This window comes from Maridesulfovibrio pacificus (SeqCode) (assembly GCF_048612815.1).
Taxonomy (GTDB): Bacteria; Desulfobacterota; Desulfovibrionia; order Desulfovibrionales; family Desulfovibrionaceae; genus Maridesulfovibrio; species Maridesulfovibrio pacificus.
The window spans coordinates 1,038,929-1,056,265 of record NZ_JBLZNE010000001.1 but is presented as its reverse complement, the minus strand read 5'-3'; the positions used below and the strand labels follow the sequence as shown (position 1 = coordinate 1,056,265).

Sequence of the window (17,337 nt, the reverse complement as noted above, 5' to 3'; positions counted from 1 at the left end):
GACAAGAAAGGGTTAATATTATAAGAATTCAACCATCATTCCGAATTTTAATTACAACAGTATGGGAGCATGCATGAAATTCTCCAAAATATCCGCAATTACGTACGCTATATTTTTCCTAACCATATTCACATCTTTCACTGCGCTCGCAGATGTTTCGACCTACAAATGCGATCAGGGTCCGGCCTGTATTGATGAAAGGGTAAATTTTGGTACCGCTCAGATCAAATGTACAGACGTTAACGGTGACGTTCTCTCGGACTGGGTTTGCGAATATGAACTGGAATATACCTGCACAAACAAATTGACCGGAGAAATCCGCAAAGGAGGCTTTGATCCAATAGCCTCTTCACTCTGCTCAAAGCTCTGCGGTCCATGCAAACAAGGTTGGAAATAATTTTATTTTGTACTCACAGAGCTCTTGCCAACAGCACAGCAATGATATAGAAAACATCTCTTCACCTTAAGGGGAAGAAGTAATTCATTTACTTGAATCCCTTGCATCATCTTCCTACGTGTATATAATATAAGTAGGAAGTGTTCTTTGAAAAAATGGGGGCGCATTGGTTTCGACGGGGGTGAATGAAACCAAGGTTGCAGGTCGTGGCGCCGCTGGCCACGTAAAAAGCGGCACAATCATAATTGCAAACGACAATTACGATTACGCAATGGCAGCTTAATTAAGCTGACCATGTCATAGCTTTGATGTCTGATATTAGCTTTGACAACAACCCCATCAGGCTGGCTATCTCTGCGTTGCACGTCCGTAGAGAGGCGAGAACCCAGCACGCGCTGGCTCATATGTTGCCTGTTCAGGGGCGTTCATTTGGGCGAGAAACAATACTTGAACTAAACCTGTAGACATCTTGGTGGAGCATTCTCGGACGGGAGTTCGACTCTCCCCGCCTCCACCATTTCATTGATTTCATACTGTCCCATACAGTTTCACAAAGAACGCTAAACCCTTGTTATTCATATGAATAGCAAGGGTTTTTTCGTTTTTTCTACGTTCGTTATAGTTCGCTTAACCCCGTTGACATCCGTGGTTTGATATGGGTAGACGATCGAGTATATCGCAAATACTCATCCAATCTACCCGCAAAAAGGAGGAACCCGCATGGCTCTTACCGTAAAGCAGATTCAAGCCGCAAAACCCAAAAAGAAATTGTATCGCCTTGGGGATTCAAACGGGCTGTGTCTTGAAGTCACCCCCTCGGGCACAAAGTTATGGAGATACCGGTATCGTTTTAACGGCAAAGAAAAAATGATGGCCATAGGCTCATTCCCTGCGACTAGCCTCAAAGAAGCACGAGATAAGCGAGATGAACAACGTAAAATTCTAGAACGTGGCATAACCCCCTCCGAATACAAAAAGGACCAACAAGCTGCGGCAAGTGGAGAAAATGAATTTGAATCAATTGCCCGCGAATGGCACACCAAATTCAAAAGTACTTGGACCGCTGGACACGCCCAAACAGTTATTAGACGTCTTGAACTGAACTGTTTCCCTTGGATCGGCAAAATGGTTGTCAGTGAAATTGAACCGCCGGATATCTTGAAAGTCCTAAGAAGAATTGAAAGCCGGGGTGCGCTTGAAACAGCTCACCGTGTGCGAAGTATTCTCGGTCAGGTTTTACGTTATGCCGTAGCGACCGGCCGCGCTACTCGCGACGCCACTTCAGATCTTAAAGGAGCTCTTCCGCCAGTAAAGCACAAACACATGGCGACAATAACCGACCCTAAACAAATCGGCCCATTGCTCAACAGTATTGATGAATATGAAGGCAGACACATAACCAAGTGCGCTTTGCAACTGGCTCCGTTAGTTTTCGTCCGTCCCGGAGAACTGAGGCACGGCTTATGGAGTGAGATTGACCTCGAAGCCGCAGAATGGCGAATCCCTGCGGGTAAAATGAAAGCTCGTCGCCCACATATCGTTCCATTATCCCGGCAAGCCTTAGAAATTTTATATGAACTAAAACCACTGACCGGTGATGGTGAGTTTCTATTTCCAAGTGTACGCAGCAAGCTAACGCCCATGAGCGAAAATACCGTTAACGGTGCTCTGCGCCGTCTCGGATACACCAAAGAAGAACTCACAGGACACGGCTTCCGCTCCATGGCTTCAACCAACCTTAATGAAAACGGTTGGAAGCCAGACGTGATTGAAAGACAGCTTGCTCACGTTGAGGGAAATAGCGTGCGTGCAGCATACAACCATGCCGATTATCTACCGGAACGGCGCAAGATGATGCAATGGTGGGCTGATTATTTAGATGCTTTGAAAAATGATACAGAAATACCGTCCATTCTTGGAGATTAATTATGATTGGTAAATTGACACGTACAGCATTGAGAATGACGGCTTTAACTTTTCTACTCTTTGAAGGACTGATCATCTTAGGATTATTTTTTCTGCTTTCTATGTTAGGCACTATCTCTATCAATTTAAGCACATTCACGCAGATAATAATAATGATATTTAGCATCCTGCTATTTTATCTAGCATGCAAATACACGTATTCTAGATATGAAAAAGCATGGCTGCATAGAACATTGGAACAAGTTATTGAAGGAAGATTGCATGAACGTAAAAGCATTATTAACCCTCAAAAAATCAATTCAGAAGAAAAAATAGCAACACACCTTCATGAAAAAGGTTTAACAACAGAAGAATATATTAATGCCTTAGAACAGCATGTCGAATCATTAAGAGCCGAGCTTGCTGAAGCACATGAAACAATAAGTAAAAACAATTGGAAAAAATGGTTTAGTCCTGCGTGTAAAGCTATGGCTGATACGATTAGAGAGAATACTACACATAGGGCTGACCGTGTCATAGTCAAACAAAAAGACTTTTAAGCTCGTGTAATTTCTCACTACCCCGACTATAAAAATCTAAAGGGTAAACCATTTGGATCAGCTTTATCTGAAGCATGGAGTTGTATGCCAAAAGGGGTAAAACTCGACGACTGACAGCATAATACGGATAAAAATTTCAATTTAAACCCAAATTATAAAACTGTTTCTCTCAAAAAAAGATCTAACTTTTTAGTATATTAGAAAAAAACATTTATTTTTTACCCCTTTTACCCCTTCAACCCGTCTAGCAAACAAATTCGATTCTTGTAGGCTTTCCTCAAACGTCAAAAAACGGAGGAAAGCTTATGAGAACCGAAACAAACCAGACTTCATACCACCTGCCTAATACGGGCTTTGTGAGACTTGTAGATGTCCTGAAGGTCATCCCGGTATCTAAAACAACTTGGTGGAAAGGTATTCAGACCGGCAGATTCCCGAAGCCGGTCAAACTGACTGAACGCACAACAGCATGGCGTGTTTGTGATATTCGCAGACTGATTGAAGAACTCCCAAATCAGAGCGAAGCCTAACATGTCTAATATGGCGTCCATGGCTTTTGAGGGGAGTAACTTGCTCCCCTCGCCAACCTCTTTCCCGCAAGGAGTTCTCCCGGCCAGTGTTGAAGACTCGCTATCCGTAGCAGCTTCAGCTTTTACGGTTCCTTTTGCCGTTCCTGCTGTAACCTTTCTTGCTGTGATCGGTGCAGCAGTCGGAAGAACCAGAGGCCTTGAAGTTAAACCAAGCTGGATCACGCACCCGAATCTATATTGGGGACTGGTAGCGCGGTCGGGCATGGGTAAAAGTCCGTGCTCAAATGCCATATTGAAACCAATTCATGAGCAAGAGAATGCTGCATTTAAAGAGCATAAGCGAGAGTTAGAAGCATACGAGCTGGAATTAAGGGAATGGCAAAGCTCTTTTGCTCGCGCTCAGCGCAAAAACGACACACTTCCAGACAAACCCATCTACCCTACTTGGGAGCAAATTTACGTTGAGGACAGTACCACGCAAGCCGTTGGTTCAATTCTGTCCAATAATCCCCGTGGCATTCTCTGGTACCGTGATGAACTTTCCGGCCTGCTGGCCGATCTAGGCCGCTACGACAACAAAGGCAGTGACGGAGGAGACAAAGCCCGCCTGCTTTCCGCATACGATTGTGGCGCATGGAAAGTGTCTCGCAGCACTAAGGATGCCCTTCATATACCGCACGCCTGCGTTTCTATCTTCGGGACAGTCCAGCCGGATCTACTTCCGTCACTCTTCAAGCACAAAGATACTGTTTCCGGCTTTCTGCCCCGCTTCCTTTTCATTCGTTGTGAGCAAGAAGCTCCGCCTCTATGGACATCTGAAAGTTTTGATGGAGAACCGGCTGACCATATCCATGGATTCATTCATCAGGCATTAGACTTGAATTTTGGTCCGGAGAACTCCCCTGAAATAATCAAGCTATCCGATGCAGCCAAACACAAAGTCAAAGACTGGTACGACAATCAGGTTCTGTCTCACTGGTATCAACCGGAGCTTGAACAATTCGAATCTCTTGCACCTAAATTACGCGGTGCTTTCTTCAAAATCTGCCTGATTATTCACATGTTGGACTGCTGGAGCACTGGCAAATCTGAGATGAGTCCTGTTCATCATGAATCAATTCAGCGAACCATTGTTTTGATGGAATGGCTTCAGGAACAGCAAAGACAAGTCTGGACCTTACTTTCTGCCGGAAACAAATTTCAGGAAGCTTCAGCCATTGAACGGAGAGTTGCGCAAGCAATTGTTGCCCTTTCCAAAGAACTAAATCAGGCCCTGCTTCCCACCTCACGTATTGTTGAATTCCTTAATTATGAATTGCCAGAATCATTTCACATCAAGCCGGATGCAGTTGGCAAAACATACAAAAAATTAGGCATCGAAACGGGACGTAGCAGCAAGGAACGTGGCGCTAAACTGACCCCGGAAATCATCGAAACTCTTTCAAGATACTTCCCAGTAGAAAAAGGTGTCATAGGCGTCACAGATGTCACTGAGGATAATAAAAGTTTAGAATTTCAAGGTGATAAGCAAGTGACATCTAAGGTGACACCTATTTTTCAGGTGTCATCAGGTGTCACTTCTAAAAATGGTTATGAAAACAAGGATCTACAACAGGAATGACGGCTATGACACCTATGACACGTATTTTAAGGTTAATAACTCATATTGATAAAAGTGCTCTCATATTTCTCCATGGAGTTAAACCTGCGACCCAATTTCGCGCCAGCACGATAGACCAAGATTCGTACATAGTAATGTGCTGTAGCTGTCCAAGCCAGTTTACCCAATGTTGCACATCGGGAACTGGCGAGGGAGATTCTCTCCCTTCGATCCCACGTAAGATTAAGAGCCGTGCAAGCACTCCACTCTCTGCGAGGTTTAGACTCCATGAAGAATAATGAAGAGAAACGCACCGAGTTCGTGAACACACGTGTCACTCCATCGGAAAAGAAAATACTCAAGCTTCAGGCTGAAGCCGAAGACATGAGCCTAGGCGATTATGTGCGCGAAAAACTCAATCGCCCAAGAGTCAGGAAGACGAAAGCAGAAAGACAAAAAGTCATCCACTTGGCCCGCATCGGCAACAACATGAACCAAATAGCTCGTTGGGCAAATACTTATAAGAAAAATGCTGAAGCGGCACAGGTGGTTCTAGCTCTCCTCGAAATCAAGGAGCAGCTCAAATGCTTATGAAAGTGTTCCGGCACGGAGTCGGACGTGGTGCGAAGGTCGTTGAATATGTGACGGGTAAAAAGGACTCCAAGAGAAAGGAGAATCCACCTGAAGTACTGCGTGGAGATCCTGACTTAACCTCAGACCTCATCGATACCACTACCCGCAAATGGCGATACACTTCCGGCGTTCTCTCATGGGCACCAGAGGACAAGGTCACGCCTGAAGACGAAGTAAAATTGATGAATAGCTTTGAATCATACGCTTTTGCAGGACTTGAACCGGATCAATATTCAATCCTTTGGGTTCGCCACAGCCATGCTGGCCATCATGAGATGCATTTTGTGATTCCGCGCACGGAGTTGCGATCAGATAAAGCTTTCAATCCCTGCCCGCCGGGATGGGAGAAACAGTATAATCCGTGGTGTGAACTTCACAACCGTCGTCACAACTGGGCACGCCCTGATGAAATGAAACGCGCAAGGTTGGTCAGTCCGGGCAGCTCGATACAGAGCTATAAATCCGGCAATGCCTCAGAGGTAAGACGAACCGTAACTGAAGCGATCGTTCAAGGTGTGGAAGCCGGTCTTATTCATAACCGGCAAGACATAGTCAGGACTATTGAGGAATTCGGTTTTGGTGTACCGCGCCAAGGCAAAGAATACATAACTATTGAACTACCAGAAAACGACCAAAGCACTGTTTCCCAGAAACGGAAAAACCGCCGCATCAGGCTAAAAGGAGTACTTTATGCAAGATCATGGACAGCCGAGCAGTTCAAACAACGCGCTGAGCTTAGCCGAGAAAATGAAGGAGCAGATGGAAGAACAAGCGCAAAGTTCCAAGCAGATAATTCAAGAAGGATTGCAGAGCTTGAGAAAAGCGTTTCTAAAATCCGCCAAACACGAGCTGAGTACCATCGAAACCGCTATAAAAACAGAGACCGCAGAACTCTCGAAAATTCAACAAACCTTAATCCGCGACATGCACCGATCCTTGAAGATCCCAGTCGCAGTATCATTAGCGGTGACATTCGTTTGCTGTCTGGTCCTAGTGGGCGGGACTCTATTCTGGATAGATCTTCAGGGAACAACCCTAGCAGAACTTTCCCAGAAGATAGAACACCAGAGGACAATAGAGAAAAAGCTCGTAAGCTGGGGAGTAACGCCCCTTCTGGACAACAACCGCAGGTTCATAGTTCTACCAGCCGGAACAAGCCTGAAGCAGAATTGGCAATCAGGAAACCGTCCCGCCATTTTACTCAAGGATTAAGCCATGAACGAATTACAGAAGAGCTTATTGGACGCGCTGAGCCGAATCGAAGAGGAACAAGCACGCCGTCTGGGCGAACAAAATCAAAAGATAGCCGAGCTGGAAAAGGAAATACAAGGTTGCCGGGACTTGCAGAGCGAATTGGAGCAAGTTTTGAACGAATTGGAAAGATTAGCTCAGCTCTAGTTCAAAAGATTATGAACCCCAGAAGCCGCAAAAAGACTTTAAAAGCTGGAATTAATAAACTATTGAGCAGGTAAAGGAGTCAGTAAATGAATCATTACGAAGGGAATATCGAAGATGCGCTCAGCAAACACGACATTGAAGCCGTATGGGAATGGCTGGAGCATGGCGGCAATCCGCGCCATGTCACTGAATATGGAGACTCACTGCTCCATATCGCAGCCTTAAACGATAACACCGATGCCACAAAGCTGCTGCTTGATGTCGGTGTAGATCCCAATAACCGTAACGTCGAAGACCTCACCCCCATATGCTACGCGAGCAAAGCAGAAACAATCATCATGCTGCATGAGTACGGCGCATCCCTAACCGTAGAAGATGGCAATTACGGCCCTCCCTTACACCGTGCGGCCTGCGGTCTGTCCGTGGAAGCAGTAACGACCATGGTCGCTCTTGGTGCTGATATTTATGATGAACCTTCAGACGGAGGATTACCGGCAATATATAACAGCTTTCTTTCGGATAACTGCAAAGCAATGTTGCTGGCGTTCATCTCAATGGGCTTCAATGTGGACGGCATAGAAGGCCATCCCCTGCTTCACTATGCTTACGGCAGTGACAGACTTGAAGCGGTCAAGCTACTTCTAAAGCTTGGAGCAGATCCTACCCTCAAAGACGAGAACGGTAGAGACTTTGAAGCCTTTAAGGAAATGGTAAAGGAACGGCGAAAAGCAGCCAACAGTCAGTCTGTTGAAGCGGAACAAAAAGTTAATCCTTTACTTGAGGAATTGGAAAATCAATTGGTTAAAACCGCGCGACTAAAGGAAGAGCTTAATAATTAGGTCAAAATAGCTCTCGATCAGAAAGTTGACTACAATGTATACAATGTCTACATTGTCTAAAAGGAGTTAACTATGAGCACAGTTACCGCACGAGTTTCAGATGAAACCGCATCAAAGCTTGATGCCCTTGCCAAAGCGACGAACCGCAGCAAGTCCTTTCTTGTTGCAAGCGCGCTGGAGCGTTTTCTTGAAGAACAGGCATGGCAGATAGCCCAGACGGTTGAAAGCCTTGAACAGGCTGATAGAGGCGAATTCGCTACAACATCCGAAGTAGAAGAAGCTTTCGGAAAGTGGGGATTAAAGGTTGAAGCTGACTAGAATCAATTGGACAAAGAACGCAATCAGAGATCTTAATTCTATCCGCCGCTATCTAGCTGAGCAAGCTGACGAAGAAGTCATGGAATCCGAAGCAAAACGTATATGGGACGGCTGCCAGCGATTGAAACAGTTCCCAGAAAGTGGCCGTCCCGGTCGAGTTCCAATGACACGAGAAGTGATTATCTCACCTTACATTATCCCCTACCGTATTCAGGGTGAAGCGGTTGATATTCTTAATATTTTCCATTCATCTCAGAAGATTTGATTTACCTTTTTTCATAAAAAAACCGAGACGGCCTTACGAACGTCCCGGTTTTTATATATTAAACATTTAAAATAATATTATGGTTTCCAGCGCTTGGTATGAGCATGAACATGTGTATCAGGCAAAATTCTTTTTGTGTTCTTGTCCGCAGGGACAGATATCTGAGTTGTCTGATTATTGTCACGCGCTGTTGTGCGAGCCCAGACACTTACCCAACCGCTATTTTCTAAGTCTGCATTCTTGTCATCTCCAGCATAAAATGCATGAAGCGCATTACGTTCAAGATAGATAAGCCAGTTCTCTTTCGGGTCTGCGCTCATATACCAATTCTCCCATTTGCCTTCTCCTTTAACCTCTACGTCAAATCCGTCTTCAGTGCGGACAGCTTCAAACTGATCACTATCCCAATCCATCAGCAGAAACTGATTCTGTTTAGGGTGTTCAGGAGTGGTCAAGGTCATGTATATTTCCTGCGGATGGTGGAAGTGCACTGGGTAAGATGAATCGTTCAACTGCGCGGTCATGCCGATTTCAGCCCCAACGGTTTCGCCATCAATGGTATCGATGCGTAGGTTACCCCATGGCCCCATCACCTCAGCATAGAGGTAACCACCCCGAATATCTTTGTTCCATGCCTTTTCGCTTTCAGCATAAAAAGGAATCCAACCTACAGAAGACCAAAGGTGAGGCAAGCCCTTAAGAGTGACATCTCGGCTAAAATGGTCAGAGCTATCTGTTTTAGAAGCAATCGCAACGAAGTTTTTGTTGAGTTCAATGCCAGCCTTTTTGATTTCAGGATCTTTTACCTTTTCGAAATAGTCAACAGCAACTGGACGGTTCAACCACTTGGAAACCGGGGAATAGTTCTGGAGTTCCCTGCTGGGAGTGTAAAGCTTAGTCCAACCATTAGAATTGCTTAACTGTGGATCGAAGCAGCGCTTAGCCTTTTCCGGCTCGGCAAGAACAGCTTTGACGTGCTTGATCAGCAATTCAACATCACGTTTCTTGGTGATACATTCTTTTTCGGGCTTACCTGTCTCAGAATTATAAGAACTGACTACTGCTTCCGCAGAATCAAGGCATTTCCCGGTGGGAGTTTCAAGGGCTTTTACATAGGCTTCAAGGTAGGCAAGAGTATCATTCCAAAAAAGGTCTATGTTGCGCTGCTCTTCCTTTGTCCATTTCTTTTCAGGAACATCCAGGCAAACAAACTCTGCAGCAAAAGCAGTTGAGCCAACCAACATTAAAAAAATCCCTAAAGTCATTACACGTGCAAATTTATACATCTCTCTATCCTTATACTTTTATCTAAAAAGACGGGGCTGAGTCGTTCGACCCAACCCCTTCCTTTTCCGAGGTGACAGGGAATGAGGGCCCTGCCGGTAGGTATATTATGGCTTACGCTATTCAATCATCTTACCGGTTACCTGTGACCTGTTCAGCAGATATCAGATAAGATGCTCTCTCCAGTTTAAACTGAGCTTTAAGCAGGGGCTGGACCTCACGGCCCAGCCCCATCTTTCACGAGGAGACAGGTAAGAGGGACCCCGTCCAGTAGGTGTATATTATGGCTAACGTTATTTCTTCATCTTACCTGTGACCATGCTACGGACAAGGGCGAATACGCTATCTCCGGTGGTGCAAAGGTAGAGATGTATTATAATGAAGAGGACCATCAGGAATGCTGCTCCAGTGTGAACCAGAGAAACGAGATGCTTACCGCTCATGCCCATCAGTTCAGGGGGGATAACTTCAGGGATAAACAAAGCCAGCCCAGATGCAATCAATGCAGGGAACAGCACTAAGAGTACGGACAAATAAGCAGTCTGCTGTAAGGGATTCAGACGCTTTGCAGGATCATGTCCGGCCGGGTTCTCTTGTCCTCTGTAAATACCCAGCATGTAGTATTTGGCCTGCGCAAAGCTTGCGGAAATGAAATCCGCACGCGGCAGATACTGCATAAGCTGTCCGCTCAGGATCAGATAGAGTAAATACAAAATCCAGAGTGCTACAAGCCCAAGAGCAAAGTATGCGTGGGTGGATTGCGCAGGCTCGAAGGGCATGCCTACCCCGAAGTGCATTGCAAATCCACTGACAATGAGGATGGCAAACAGAACCGCATTGATCCAGTGCCATACCCTGACCGCAAGGGGGAACATGGTTACAGTCTCACCGTCGGCGTGGACAGCTTTGGTGCCTTTCATACGCAAGGCCGCGTGTACTGCGATCAGGAGCAACATGGCAGCCAGAATCTGGACAAACTTAGTGTTCAACCACGGAGTCTGGGTCACGCCTACAACGTATTTGCCATCCAGCAGGCGGGCGTTCATAAAGCCGAGTATGGAGTCAGCTTCGCCCATGGAAGCTTTGATGGCTTCAGCATTTTTAGTTTTCAATTCAGTATCGTCAAAGAGACCTTTGTTAACCATTGCAAAGGCACGTTGCTCACTGCGGTATTTGTTGAGCTTACTAGTCATGGCGGATGACTTGGAATGACAGCTCTCGCAGTTAATTTTGGTGTCTTTGACTTCCATGATTACGTGAACTTCAGTCCCCTCTTTTCCTCCGTGACAGGCTACGCAGCTAACGGATTCAAAATGCTTTTCCTTATTGGGCAGAAACCAATGGCCCATCTTCTGGTCGAGCAGTTTTTTATCAGTCAGTTTCTGGTATCCTCGCAGGTCGGAATGGCACTTGAAGCAACGTTCGTTTGTCTCAACAACGCCTGATACTATTTCTTCTGTCCTTTCCGGGAGATGGAAAGAATGGGCATCATGGCAGGATGCGCAACTGAATTCCTTACCCTTCTTAACTATGGCTTTGGTATGGTAGCTGCGGTCAACCTGTTCGTAGATATCCTTGAAGTAGTTGCCGTGACAGGACTGGCAGTCCATGGGCTTTTTGTTTTTGAATTTATGGGGTGCACTTGCAAAAGCGTCTTCAGTCGCACCTTCGTGACAACTTTGGCAGCTCTGCCCGCTATGCACTGAGTTACGGTAGTCCACCTCATCAACATGTAGCTGAAGAGTACGGCCCCGGTCAGTTACCCATCTTGCGGTAATCTCAGCATCACCATGGCAGGAGAAGCATTTCTGATTCTGCTTCAGCGCACCTTGGCGCAACTGGGCGGCCTTTGAGTATAATTGCTCTGAATGGGCGGCTGTATCGCCCGCTGCATGGACTACTCCGGCCATAAATAAGGCAAGAGTCAAGACCAGGCAAACAGAAGCCTGTTTAATAAGCATGCGAAATTCCTCCTGATTAATTCTTAGGGAACCTGGTAATCAAAGTGGTGGCAGTTTTTGCAGTAAAACTCAGATTTACCGTGCTCTCTATGACAGGTGTCACAGGGGAGTTCCTTGGCCCAGTGCGGGGAGTTATGCGGATTGGGTTCAAGTTTTTCAGTGCGCTTGGCAACATCTTCGGGAGTGCCGTGGCAGTTGGCACAATTGCGGGTGTCCGGCGGTGCTGTGGGTGCTTTCACTCCGTGGCAAAGTTCGCAGTTAGCACCGTTCTGGTGAACCTTTTTGTGGTAGCTTTTGACTGGAAGTTTGTCGAAGACTACATCGTCAATAATGTCGATAGTGAACTGTTTGGTCTTGTGCTGCTCCATATCAATTTCAGCAACACTCTTTTCTTTTTCAACTTTATCCTGTGCGCGCAGTGCGTTAGGCGCAAGGAAAATTCCCATTGCAAACAGAAGCAGAATCGCTCCGAAAGCGAATTTATTTATATTTTTCATTGGAATGTCCTTTTTAAACTAATCTTAACTAGATTCGTTTCCAGCAACGCTGTTGCCAGCGATACGTCCCATGACCAGGCAGTCGGTGATTGCGCAACTGCCGAGACGGCTTGCCCCGTGGGGGCCGCCGGTTACTTCGCCTGCGGCATAAAGGCCGTTGATAGGCTTGAAGTTCTGGGAATGAAGGACATGGCCTTTTACGTCGATTTCGACTCCGCCCATGCAGTGGTGCACTTTGGGCCAACCGCGCACGGCGTAAAAAGGCGCTTTGACGATGGGAGTTGCGGTGCTCAGCGGTTTGCCGAATTCGGGATCGTGCTTGTCCGCAACGTATTTATTGTAGTTGCTGATGGTTTCGGAGAGCTTGGCAGCAGGAACATTGTAAAAATTAGCCAACTGCTCGATGGTATCAAAACCGTGCACAACCTTGTATTTCAGGCAGCGGTCCAGAGTTGGGCAGGCTTCTGCGCCCTTGCTGTCGACGATGATGATCGGGTAGTCGGGACTTCCGTTGGCGTCTACTTTTTTTAGCATGGCATCGGCGCGGGTCTTACGGTCAGCCAGTTCATTTACAAAGCGGGTTCCGCTGGAACGGTCAACCATTACACCGTAGCGGAAACCGGACTGAATATTGAACATGGAAGCAACGCCGAATCCCTTTTCGTCGGGAGAAGCCCACGGACCGAGCTGGATAAGAGACATCTGTACGGGAACAGCCCCGGCACGAAAGGCCGCGCGCATGGCTTCTCCTGTTGCACCAAGTTGGTTAGTACTGTCGATCTCGCCAGCCAGACGTGGATCTTGGGCAGCACGGAACTTAGCATCCTGACTAAAACCACCGGTAGCGAGAACAACGCCTTTGCGGGCGCGGAACATCCGAACCTGTCCGCTTTCTTCATCCGGGAAACGATAACCGTCGCGGACGCGGATGCCTACAATGCGTTCATCGTCATTGACTATGAAGTCGAGCATTTTGCAACCGGTGCGCAGGACAACGCCTTCAGCACGGGCGGTATCCACCAGCGGACGGACAATGCCGGAACCGGAAGCATTGTGGGTCAGGTAGGTACGGGCTACGGAGTGTCCGCCGAGCCATGAAAGTTTGGGCTTGAACACAGCACCGCACTGGATAACGAAATTGTAGGCATCTATGGAGCCTTCGGCGATGGCTTTAGTAATTTCTACATGGTTGATACCACGTCCGGCCTTGAGCATATCATTGACCATGGTATCGATGCTGTCTTTAACGCCTTCCTTTTTCTGCAGTTCACTGCCCGCCACAGCAAAAAGGCCGCCGTTGATACAGGAGTTGCCGCCCAGCACGCGCATTTTTTCAACGACCATAACATCGAGGCCCTTGCGACGCGCTTCAATAGCTGCGGACAAAGCGGCAAAACCGCTGCCGATAACCAGCACGTCGAATTCTCCGTCCCACTTTGTGGTCGGTAGTTCGGAACGGACCGAAGGGGCTTTTTCACTGGCAAGACTGCCGGTCGCACCGAAAAGGACAGCTCCAGCCGCCATGGCGCCTCCATTCATGAGCAGCTTACGACGGGACATCATAGCTGCTTTACCTTTTGTACCCTTAGAATCAGGCATACACTTCATCTCCTTTAAAATTGCACTCTAAGTCTCAGTGGACAGCACAGTTTCGTTGCCACAGTCCTCCAACCGTGATTACAAGGCAACGTCACCCGCAGGTCCGCTGGCAAGCTCCCTGAGGTCTTCGAAATCGGCTGATCCGAGAAAGCGGCGTTGTTCCACTCCGGCGAAGAAAAGCAGAAAAGTAGGACTTCCATCCAACTTCAGATTCTTCTCGAAGTACGCACCGTATGCGGGATTCAAAATCGCACAGGTCACTCGCTTTGCAGCAGATTGCGCAAAGTCCGCAAGGATCTGCATCTGCCTGCTTGAGATCAGGTCATCCGAAAGATACCCTACAACCAATAATCCCATGCTCTCGTCGAGCAAGGAATTGTATTGGTCGGGAGTCAGCATTTTACATCTGTTAAGAGTCATAATTTACGCTCCTGCGTCCCGTTAGCAGTTCGCGTGCCACAATTTTAAAGTAGACATAAGTAGTTAATTTTAAATGTTTTATACTAAAAAAACATTATACAAAAAGCGTTTCAAACGTTTTGTTTGTTCTATATTTCACACAAAGTGTAATGTGTAACACCACACTCTTCTTTACACTTTTCGTTACATAAACATGTAACAAACAATCCGAACATGTCAAAGTGTAAAGGTCAGCGTTACGGTTTACAATTCAAGGATCCCAGCCCTCTTCATCCAGCGATAAAGTGTCGGGCGACTTATGCCAAGAATTCGAGCGGCCCGAGCTTTCTTCCATTCTGCCTGCTCCAAAGCATCAAGTACCTTTTGCTTATCAAAAGCATACCGTCTGGCAGATGATTCAGAGGTTACAGCAGGAGCCGTAGCTTCATGCCGGACCACTTGTTTCACATCTGAATGATCACAAAAACAATTGAAGTTCTTCCTGAAATTCTGTGGTAGATGGATGGACTGCAAGACCTCATCAAGACACAGGATTGCCGCATACTCAATGCAATGCCGCAACTCACGGACATTCCCCGGCCAATCGTACTTAACAAGAGCATCCATGAATTCCGGTGAGATGGCTTTTATGGAGCGTCCCAGCTCATTATTAAAGGTATTCATAAAACTTTCCGCCAGCAACGGAATATCTTCACGACGCTCTCTGAGCGGAGGAAGCTCAATCTGAAATACATTAAGCCTGTAATACAAGTCCTTACGAAAGGAACCGTCTTTAACCTTCTGCACCAGATCAGCGTTTGTAGCGGTAACCACGCGCACATCAGCCTTACGAGGCTTGGAGCTGCCAACGCGTTCGTATTCCTTATACTCCAAAAACCGCAACAGTTTCAATTGAATGGAGAGCGGCAGATCCCCTATTTCATCAAGAAAGAGGGTTCCACCTTCAGCCGCGGCAACACGCCCTTCAGAATCTCGTGAAGCACCGGTAAAGGCTCCGCGTACATGCCCGAACAATTCACTTTCCAGCAGGGATTCCGACAAAGCCGCACAGTTCACCTTTACAATCCTTTTATCCGCCCTGCCCCCGGTGTAATGCAATGCATCGGCAATCAATTCCTTCCCCGTACCGGATTCCCCTGTAATCAGCACGGTTGTGGCAATGTCCGAAAGGCTGTGCACCAGAGTGGCAACCCTTTTCATAGAGTCGCTTTTTCCGACCATGTTATTGAGCAGTTTGCGGTCTTCCAGTTGTTGTTCCAGAACCGCGAGTCTGGTCATATCCTTAATGACAAGTACCGCACCTCCGAAGCTATATTCTCCGGTGCGCAAGGGGGCAGCGTTGAGTTCCAGTTTACATACCTTGCCCTCGGGCGTGATTGTATTCACCCGGAAATGGGAGGTCAGCCTGCCCAACTCCAGGGTCTGGCGGATTACGCTGTTGTACGGTGCGGAGTTTTTGCCGAAACATTGCTCAAAAGTCTTACCTTTGTAGTCCGCTAGAATGCCACCATAAAGGGAAAGGAAAGCCGCGTTGGCAGAAAGGATGCTTATATCCTCGTCCACAGTGACAATCGCATCCGGGATGCTGTTAAATGAATTCTCCAGATTTAAACGCAAGCGATGAAGTTCATTGGTGCTTTTCTGGAGTTCCTGTTGAGCAGCTTCCAGTGCAGTTCTAAGGATGCATTGAAGATCCTTGTCACGCACTTCATCAATGCGTTTTAACACGTCGGCTATATTTAATTGATTCGGGTCGGGGGTTTTCATATCGGCTCTTAATTTGTTGTTCACTCTTTTCTATGAAAGTAAAGAATTTGAGTCAAGAATCAGGCACAGTTGATGCAAATGCCATTCCGGGAAAAAAACAAAGTGTAACATCTTACTGTAAAGTTATGATTCAAACAATTTCATATTAGGAAGAAAAATGAAGACTCTCTTTGAAAAGTGTAAACTCGGTCCGCTGAATCTTAAAAACAGGCTGGTCCGCAGTGCCACCTGGGAAAACATGACCACCGAGAACGGGCTCATGACTCCCCGACTTTACGAGATATACAAAACTCTGGCTGAAAACGAAGTGGGGCTGATCATCACCGGGTACGCCAATGTGGTGGCTGAGGAGCAACCCAATCCGGGCATGATGGGCATCTACGATGATTTTTTCATAGCCGATTATCGCAAACTGACTGACACAGTACACAAACACGGTTCCAAAATTATCCTTCAGATAGCTTATGGCGGCACCAAAACCACTTACAACGTAGGCGAACGGACGATCTTCGCGCCGAGTAATGTTCCCGAGAGAAGCACTGGAACTTGCGGCACGCCCATGACTAAAGAGGATATCAGTAATATCGTTCAAGCTTTTGCCGATGCCGGGAGGCGGGCCAAGGAATCCGGTTTTGATGGGGTTGAAATCCACGCAGCTCATACCTACCTGATCAATCAATTTTTGAGTCCGTACTACAATAGGCGCACTGATGAATACGGAGGTTCATTAGAAAACCGCATGCGTTTTCTGGTTGAAATATATGAAGCCATGCGCAAAGAAGTCGGTGCTGAATATCCGGTTCTGGTCAAGCTCACCGCCAGTGAATTTTTCGAAGGCGGACTGAATTTTGATGAAACAAGGTTGATTAGTATTAAGTTGGAAAAGTTGGGCGTGGATGGTTTAGAAATATCCGGCAATATCCACGGCAAGGCGAAATCCCTGGCCGGTGAATTTTTCGATGGTCATGAACTAAAAAAACAGGGCTACTTTGCCGAATATGGCGACATCATCAGCCGAGATGTGGGTATCCCGGTCATTACCGTGGGCGGCTTGTCACAACCGGATCATATCGAATCCATACTTAACGAAACGGAGATTGAACTTTTCGGCTTATCCCGCCCTCTACTGGCAGAACCTGATCTGTTCAAACGCTGGAAAGAGGGTGATACAAAACGGGCAAAATGCGTGCATTGTTCCAAATGTCGGAATGAAGATGGGAATTATTGTACTGTATTTAAAGATAAATAGTGCTTTGAATTTGAAGCGGACTTTTCCTGCGAACCGAAGGAGTGTTACGTTCTTTGGAGTAGATCATCGTCCGTTGCCGCCTGTTGAGAATGAAAAAGCCCGTGCCTTTCGACAC

Annotated in this window: 17 protein-coding genes and 1 other RNA gene; 12 read left to right on the top strand and 6 right to left on the bottom strand. The window is 46.8% G+C overall.

Annotation, left to right across the window (positions count from 1 at the left end):
* Positions 1-73 precede the first annotated feature (73 nt).
* The 11 genes from ACNI23_RS05050 (at position 74) to ACNI23_RS05000 (ending at position 8,445) form a co-directional block, all read left to right on the top strand.
* Complete coding sequence (locus ACNI23_RS05050; protein WP_420247126.1) at positions 74-397, top strand: hypothetical protein; 324 nt, start codon at positions 74-76, stop codon at positions 395-397.
* 157 nt (positions 398-554) lie between these two features.
* Positions 555-914, top strand: a transfer-messenger RNA (tmRNA) gene (gene ssrA, locus ACNI23_RS05045).
* 203 nt (positions 915-1,117) lie between these two features.
* A complete protein-coding gene (locus tag ACNI23_RS05040) occupies positions 1,118-2,323 on the top strand; it encodes a tyrosine-type recombinase/integrase (protein WP_420247125.1) in 1,206 nt (401 codons plus the stop codon).
* A gap of 2 nt (positions 2,324-2,325) precedes the next feature.
* On the top strand, positions 2,326-2,862 hold the full coding sequence (locus ACNI23_RS05035) for a hypothetical protein (protein WP_420247124.1): 537 nt from the start codon (positions 2,326-2,328) through the stop codon (positions 2,860-2,862).
* A 305-nt stretch (positions 2,863-3,167) separates the two neighbouring features.
* Complete coding sequence (locus ACNI23_RS05030; RefSeq protein ID WP_420247123.1) at positions 3,168-3,392, top strand: helix-turn-helix transcriptional regulator; 225 nt, start codon at positions 3,168-3,170, stop codon at positions 3,390-3,392.
* A 1-nt stretch (position 3,393) separates the two neighbouring features.
* On the top strand, positions 3,394-5,013 hold the full coding sequence (locus ACNI23_RS05025; protein WP_420247122.1) for a DUF3987 domain-containing protein: 1,620 nt from the start codon (positions 3,394-3,396) through the stop codon (positions 5,011-5,013).
* A 267-nt stretch (positions 5,014-5,280) separates the two neighbouring features.
* Positions 5,281-5,586, top strand: coding sequence for a plasmid mobilization protein (locus ACNI23_RS05020; protein ID WP_051249765.1), 306 nt, complete (start codon positions 5,281-5,283; stop codon positions 5,584-5,586).
* Positions 5,577-7,097 (top strand): relaxase/mobilization nuclease domain-containing protein, encoded by a 1,521-nt coding sequence (locus ACNI23_RS05015; protein ID WP_420247121.1) that lies wholly within the window; start codon positions 5,577-5,579, stop codon positions 7,095-7,097. The genes ACNI23_RS05020 and ACNI23_RS05015 overlap by 10 nt, the downstream gene beginning before the upstream one ends.
* A 12-nt stretch (positions 7,098-7,109) precedes the next feature.
* Complete coding sequence (locus ACNI23_RS05010; protein ID WP_420247120.1) at positions 7,110-7,862, top strand: ankyrin repeat domain-containing protein; 753 nt, start codon at positions 7,110-7,112, stop codon at positions 7,860-7,862.
* Positions 7,863-7,934: 72 nt separating this feature from the next.
* A complete protein-coding gene (locus ACNI23_RS05005; RefSeq protein ID WP_420247119.1) occupies positions 7,935-8,180 on the top strand; it encodes a CopG family ribbon-helix-helix protein in 246 nt (81 codons plus the stop codon).
* On the top strand, positions 8,167-8,445 hold the full coding sequence (locus ACNI23_RS05000) for a type II toxin-antitoxin system RelE/ParE family toxin (RefSeq protein ID WP_420247118.1): 279 nt from the start codon (positions 8,167-8,169) through the stop codon (positions 8,443-8,445). The genes ACNI23_RS05005 and ACNI23_RS05000 overlap by 14 nt, the downstream gene beginning before the upstream one ends.
* Positions 8,446-8,522: 77 nt before the next feature.
* Here ACNI23_RS05000 and ACNI23_RS04995 read toward each other — a convergent pair whose 3' ends face one another.
* The 6 genes from ACNI23_RS04995 to ACNI23_RS04970 all read right to left on the bottom strand — a co-directional run bounded on the left by ACNI23_RS04995 (position 8,523) and on the right by ACNI23_RS04970 (position 15,973).
* The gene (locus tag ACNI23_RS04995; RefSeq protein WP_420247116.1) at positions 8,523-9,689 is read right to left on the bottom strand and encodes a dimethylsulfonioproprionate lyase family protein; all 1,167 of its coding nucleotides are present in this window, start codon (positions 9,687-9,689) and stop codon (positions 8,523-8,525) included.
* A 333-nt stretch (positions 9,690-10,022) separates the two neighbouring features.
* A complete protein-coding gene (locus ACNI23_RS04990) occupies positions 10,023-11,690 on the bottom strand; it encodes a cytochrome b/b6 domain-containing protein (RefSeq protein WP_420247115.1) in 1,668 nt (555 codons plus the stop codon).
* 23 nt (positions 11,691-11,713) lie between these two features.
* Positions 11,714-12,187: a cytochrome c3 family protein gene (locus tag ACNI23_RS04985; RefSeq protein WP_420247114.1), complete on the bottom strand. Its 474-nt coding sequence runs from the start codon at positions 12,185-12,187 to the stop codon at positions 11,714-11,716.
* 24 nt (positions 12,188-12,211) lie between these two features.
* The gene (locus ACNI23_RS04980) at positions 12,212-13,786 is read right to left on the bottom strand and encodes a flavocytochrome c (RefSeq protein ID WP_420247113.1); all 1,575 of its coding nucleotides are present in this window, start codon (positions 13,784-13,786) and stop codon (positions 12,212-12,214) included.
* Positions 13,787-13,864: 78 nt separating this feature from the next.
* Entirely contained in the window at positions 13,865-14,206 is a 342-nt protein-coding gene (locus tag ACNI23_RS04975; RefSeq protein ID WP_420247112.1) for a hypothetical protein, read from the bottom strand.
* A 243-nt stretch (positions 14,207-14,449) separates the two neighbouring features.
* Positions 14,450-15,973, bottom strand: a complete 1,524-nt coding sequence (locus ACNI23_RS04970; protein WP_420247111.1) for a sigma-54 interaction domain-containing protein — start codon at positions 15,971-15,973, stop codon at positions 14,450-14,452.
* 157 nt (positions 15,974-16,130) lie between these two features.
* Here ACNI23_RS04970 and ACNI23_RS04965 point away from each other — a divergent pair, with 157 nt between their 5' ends.
* Positions 16,131-17,222, top strand: coding sequence for an NADH:flavin oxidoreductase (locus ACNI23_RS04965; RefSeq protein ID WP_420247110.1), 1,092 nt, complete (start codon positions 16,131-16,133; stop codon positions 17,220-17,222).
* Positions 17,223-17,337: the final 115 nt, after the last annotated feature.

Bases quoted from the DNA above. Each gene is read 5' to 3' on its own strand.
- ACNI23_RS05020 (WP_051249765.1), top strand. From the start codon at position 5,281: ATGAAGAATAATGAAGAGAAACGCACCGAGTTCGTGAACACACGTGTC.
- ACNI23_RS04990 (WP_420247115.1), bottom strand. From the start codon at position 11,690: ATGCTTATTAAACAGGCTTCTGTTTGCCTGGTCTTGACTCTTGCCTTA.
- ACNI23_RS05030 (WP_420247123.1), top strand. From the start codon at position 3,168: ATGAGAACCGAAACAAACCAGACTTCATACCACCTGCCTAATACGGGC.
- ACNI23_RS05035 (WP_420247124.1), top strand. From the start codon at position 2,326: ATGATTGGTAAATTGACACGTACAGCATTGAGAATGACGGCTTTAACT.
- ACNI23_RS04970 (WP_420247111.1), bottom strand. From the start codon at position 15,973: ATGAAAACCCCCGACCCGAATCAATTAAATATAGCCGACGTGTTAAAA.
- ACNI23_RS04965 (WP_420247110.1), top strand. From the start codon at position 16,131: ATGAAGACTCTCTTTGAAAAGTGTAAACTCGGTCCGCTGAATCTTAAA.
- ACNI23_RS05050 (WP_420247126.1), top strand. From the start codon at position 74: ATGAAATTCTCCAAAATATCCGCAATTACGTACGCTATATTTTTCCTA.
- ACNI23_RS04985 (WP_420247114.1), bottom strand. From the start codon at position 12,187: ATGAAAAATATAAATAAATTCGCTTTCGGAGCGATTCTGCTTCTGTTT.
- ACNI23_RS04980 (WP_420247113.1), bottom strand. From the start codon at position 13,786: ATGCCTGATTCTAAGGGTACAAAAGGTAAAGCAGCTATGATGTCCCGT.
- ACNI23_RS05015 (WP_420247121.1), top strand. From the start codon at position 5,577: ATGCTTATGAAAGTGTTCCGGCACGGAGTCGGACGTGGTGCGAAGGTC.
- ACNI23_RS05025 (WP_420247122.1), top strand. From the start codon at position 3,394: ATGTCTAATATGGCGTCCATGGCTTTTGAGGGGAGTAACTTGCTCCCC.
- ACNI23_RS04975 (WP_420247112.1), bottom strand. From the start codon at position 14,206: ATGACTCTTAACAGATGTAAAATGCTGACTCCCGACCAATACAATTCC.
- ACNI23_RS04995 (WP_420247116.1), bottom strand. From the start codon at position 9,689: ATGTTGGTTGGCTCAACTGCTTTTGCTGCAGAGTTTGTTTGCCTGGAT.
- ACNI23_RS05005 (WP_420247119.1), top strand. From the start codon at position 7,935: ATGAGCACAGTTACCGCACGAGTTTCAGATGAAACCGCATCAAAGCTT.
- ACNI23_RS05010 (WP_420247120.1), top strand. From the start codon at position 7,110: ATGAATCATTACGAAGGGAATATCGAAGATGCGCTCAGCAAACACGAC.
- ACNI23_RS05040 (WP_420247125.1), top strand. From the start codon at position 1,118: ATGGCTCTTACCGTAAAGCAGATTCAAGCCGCAAAACCCAAAAAGAAA.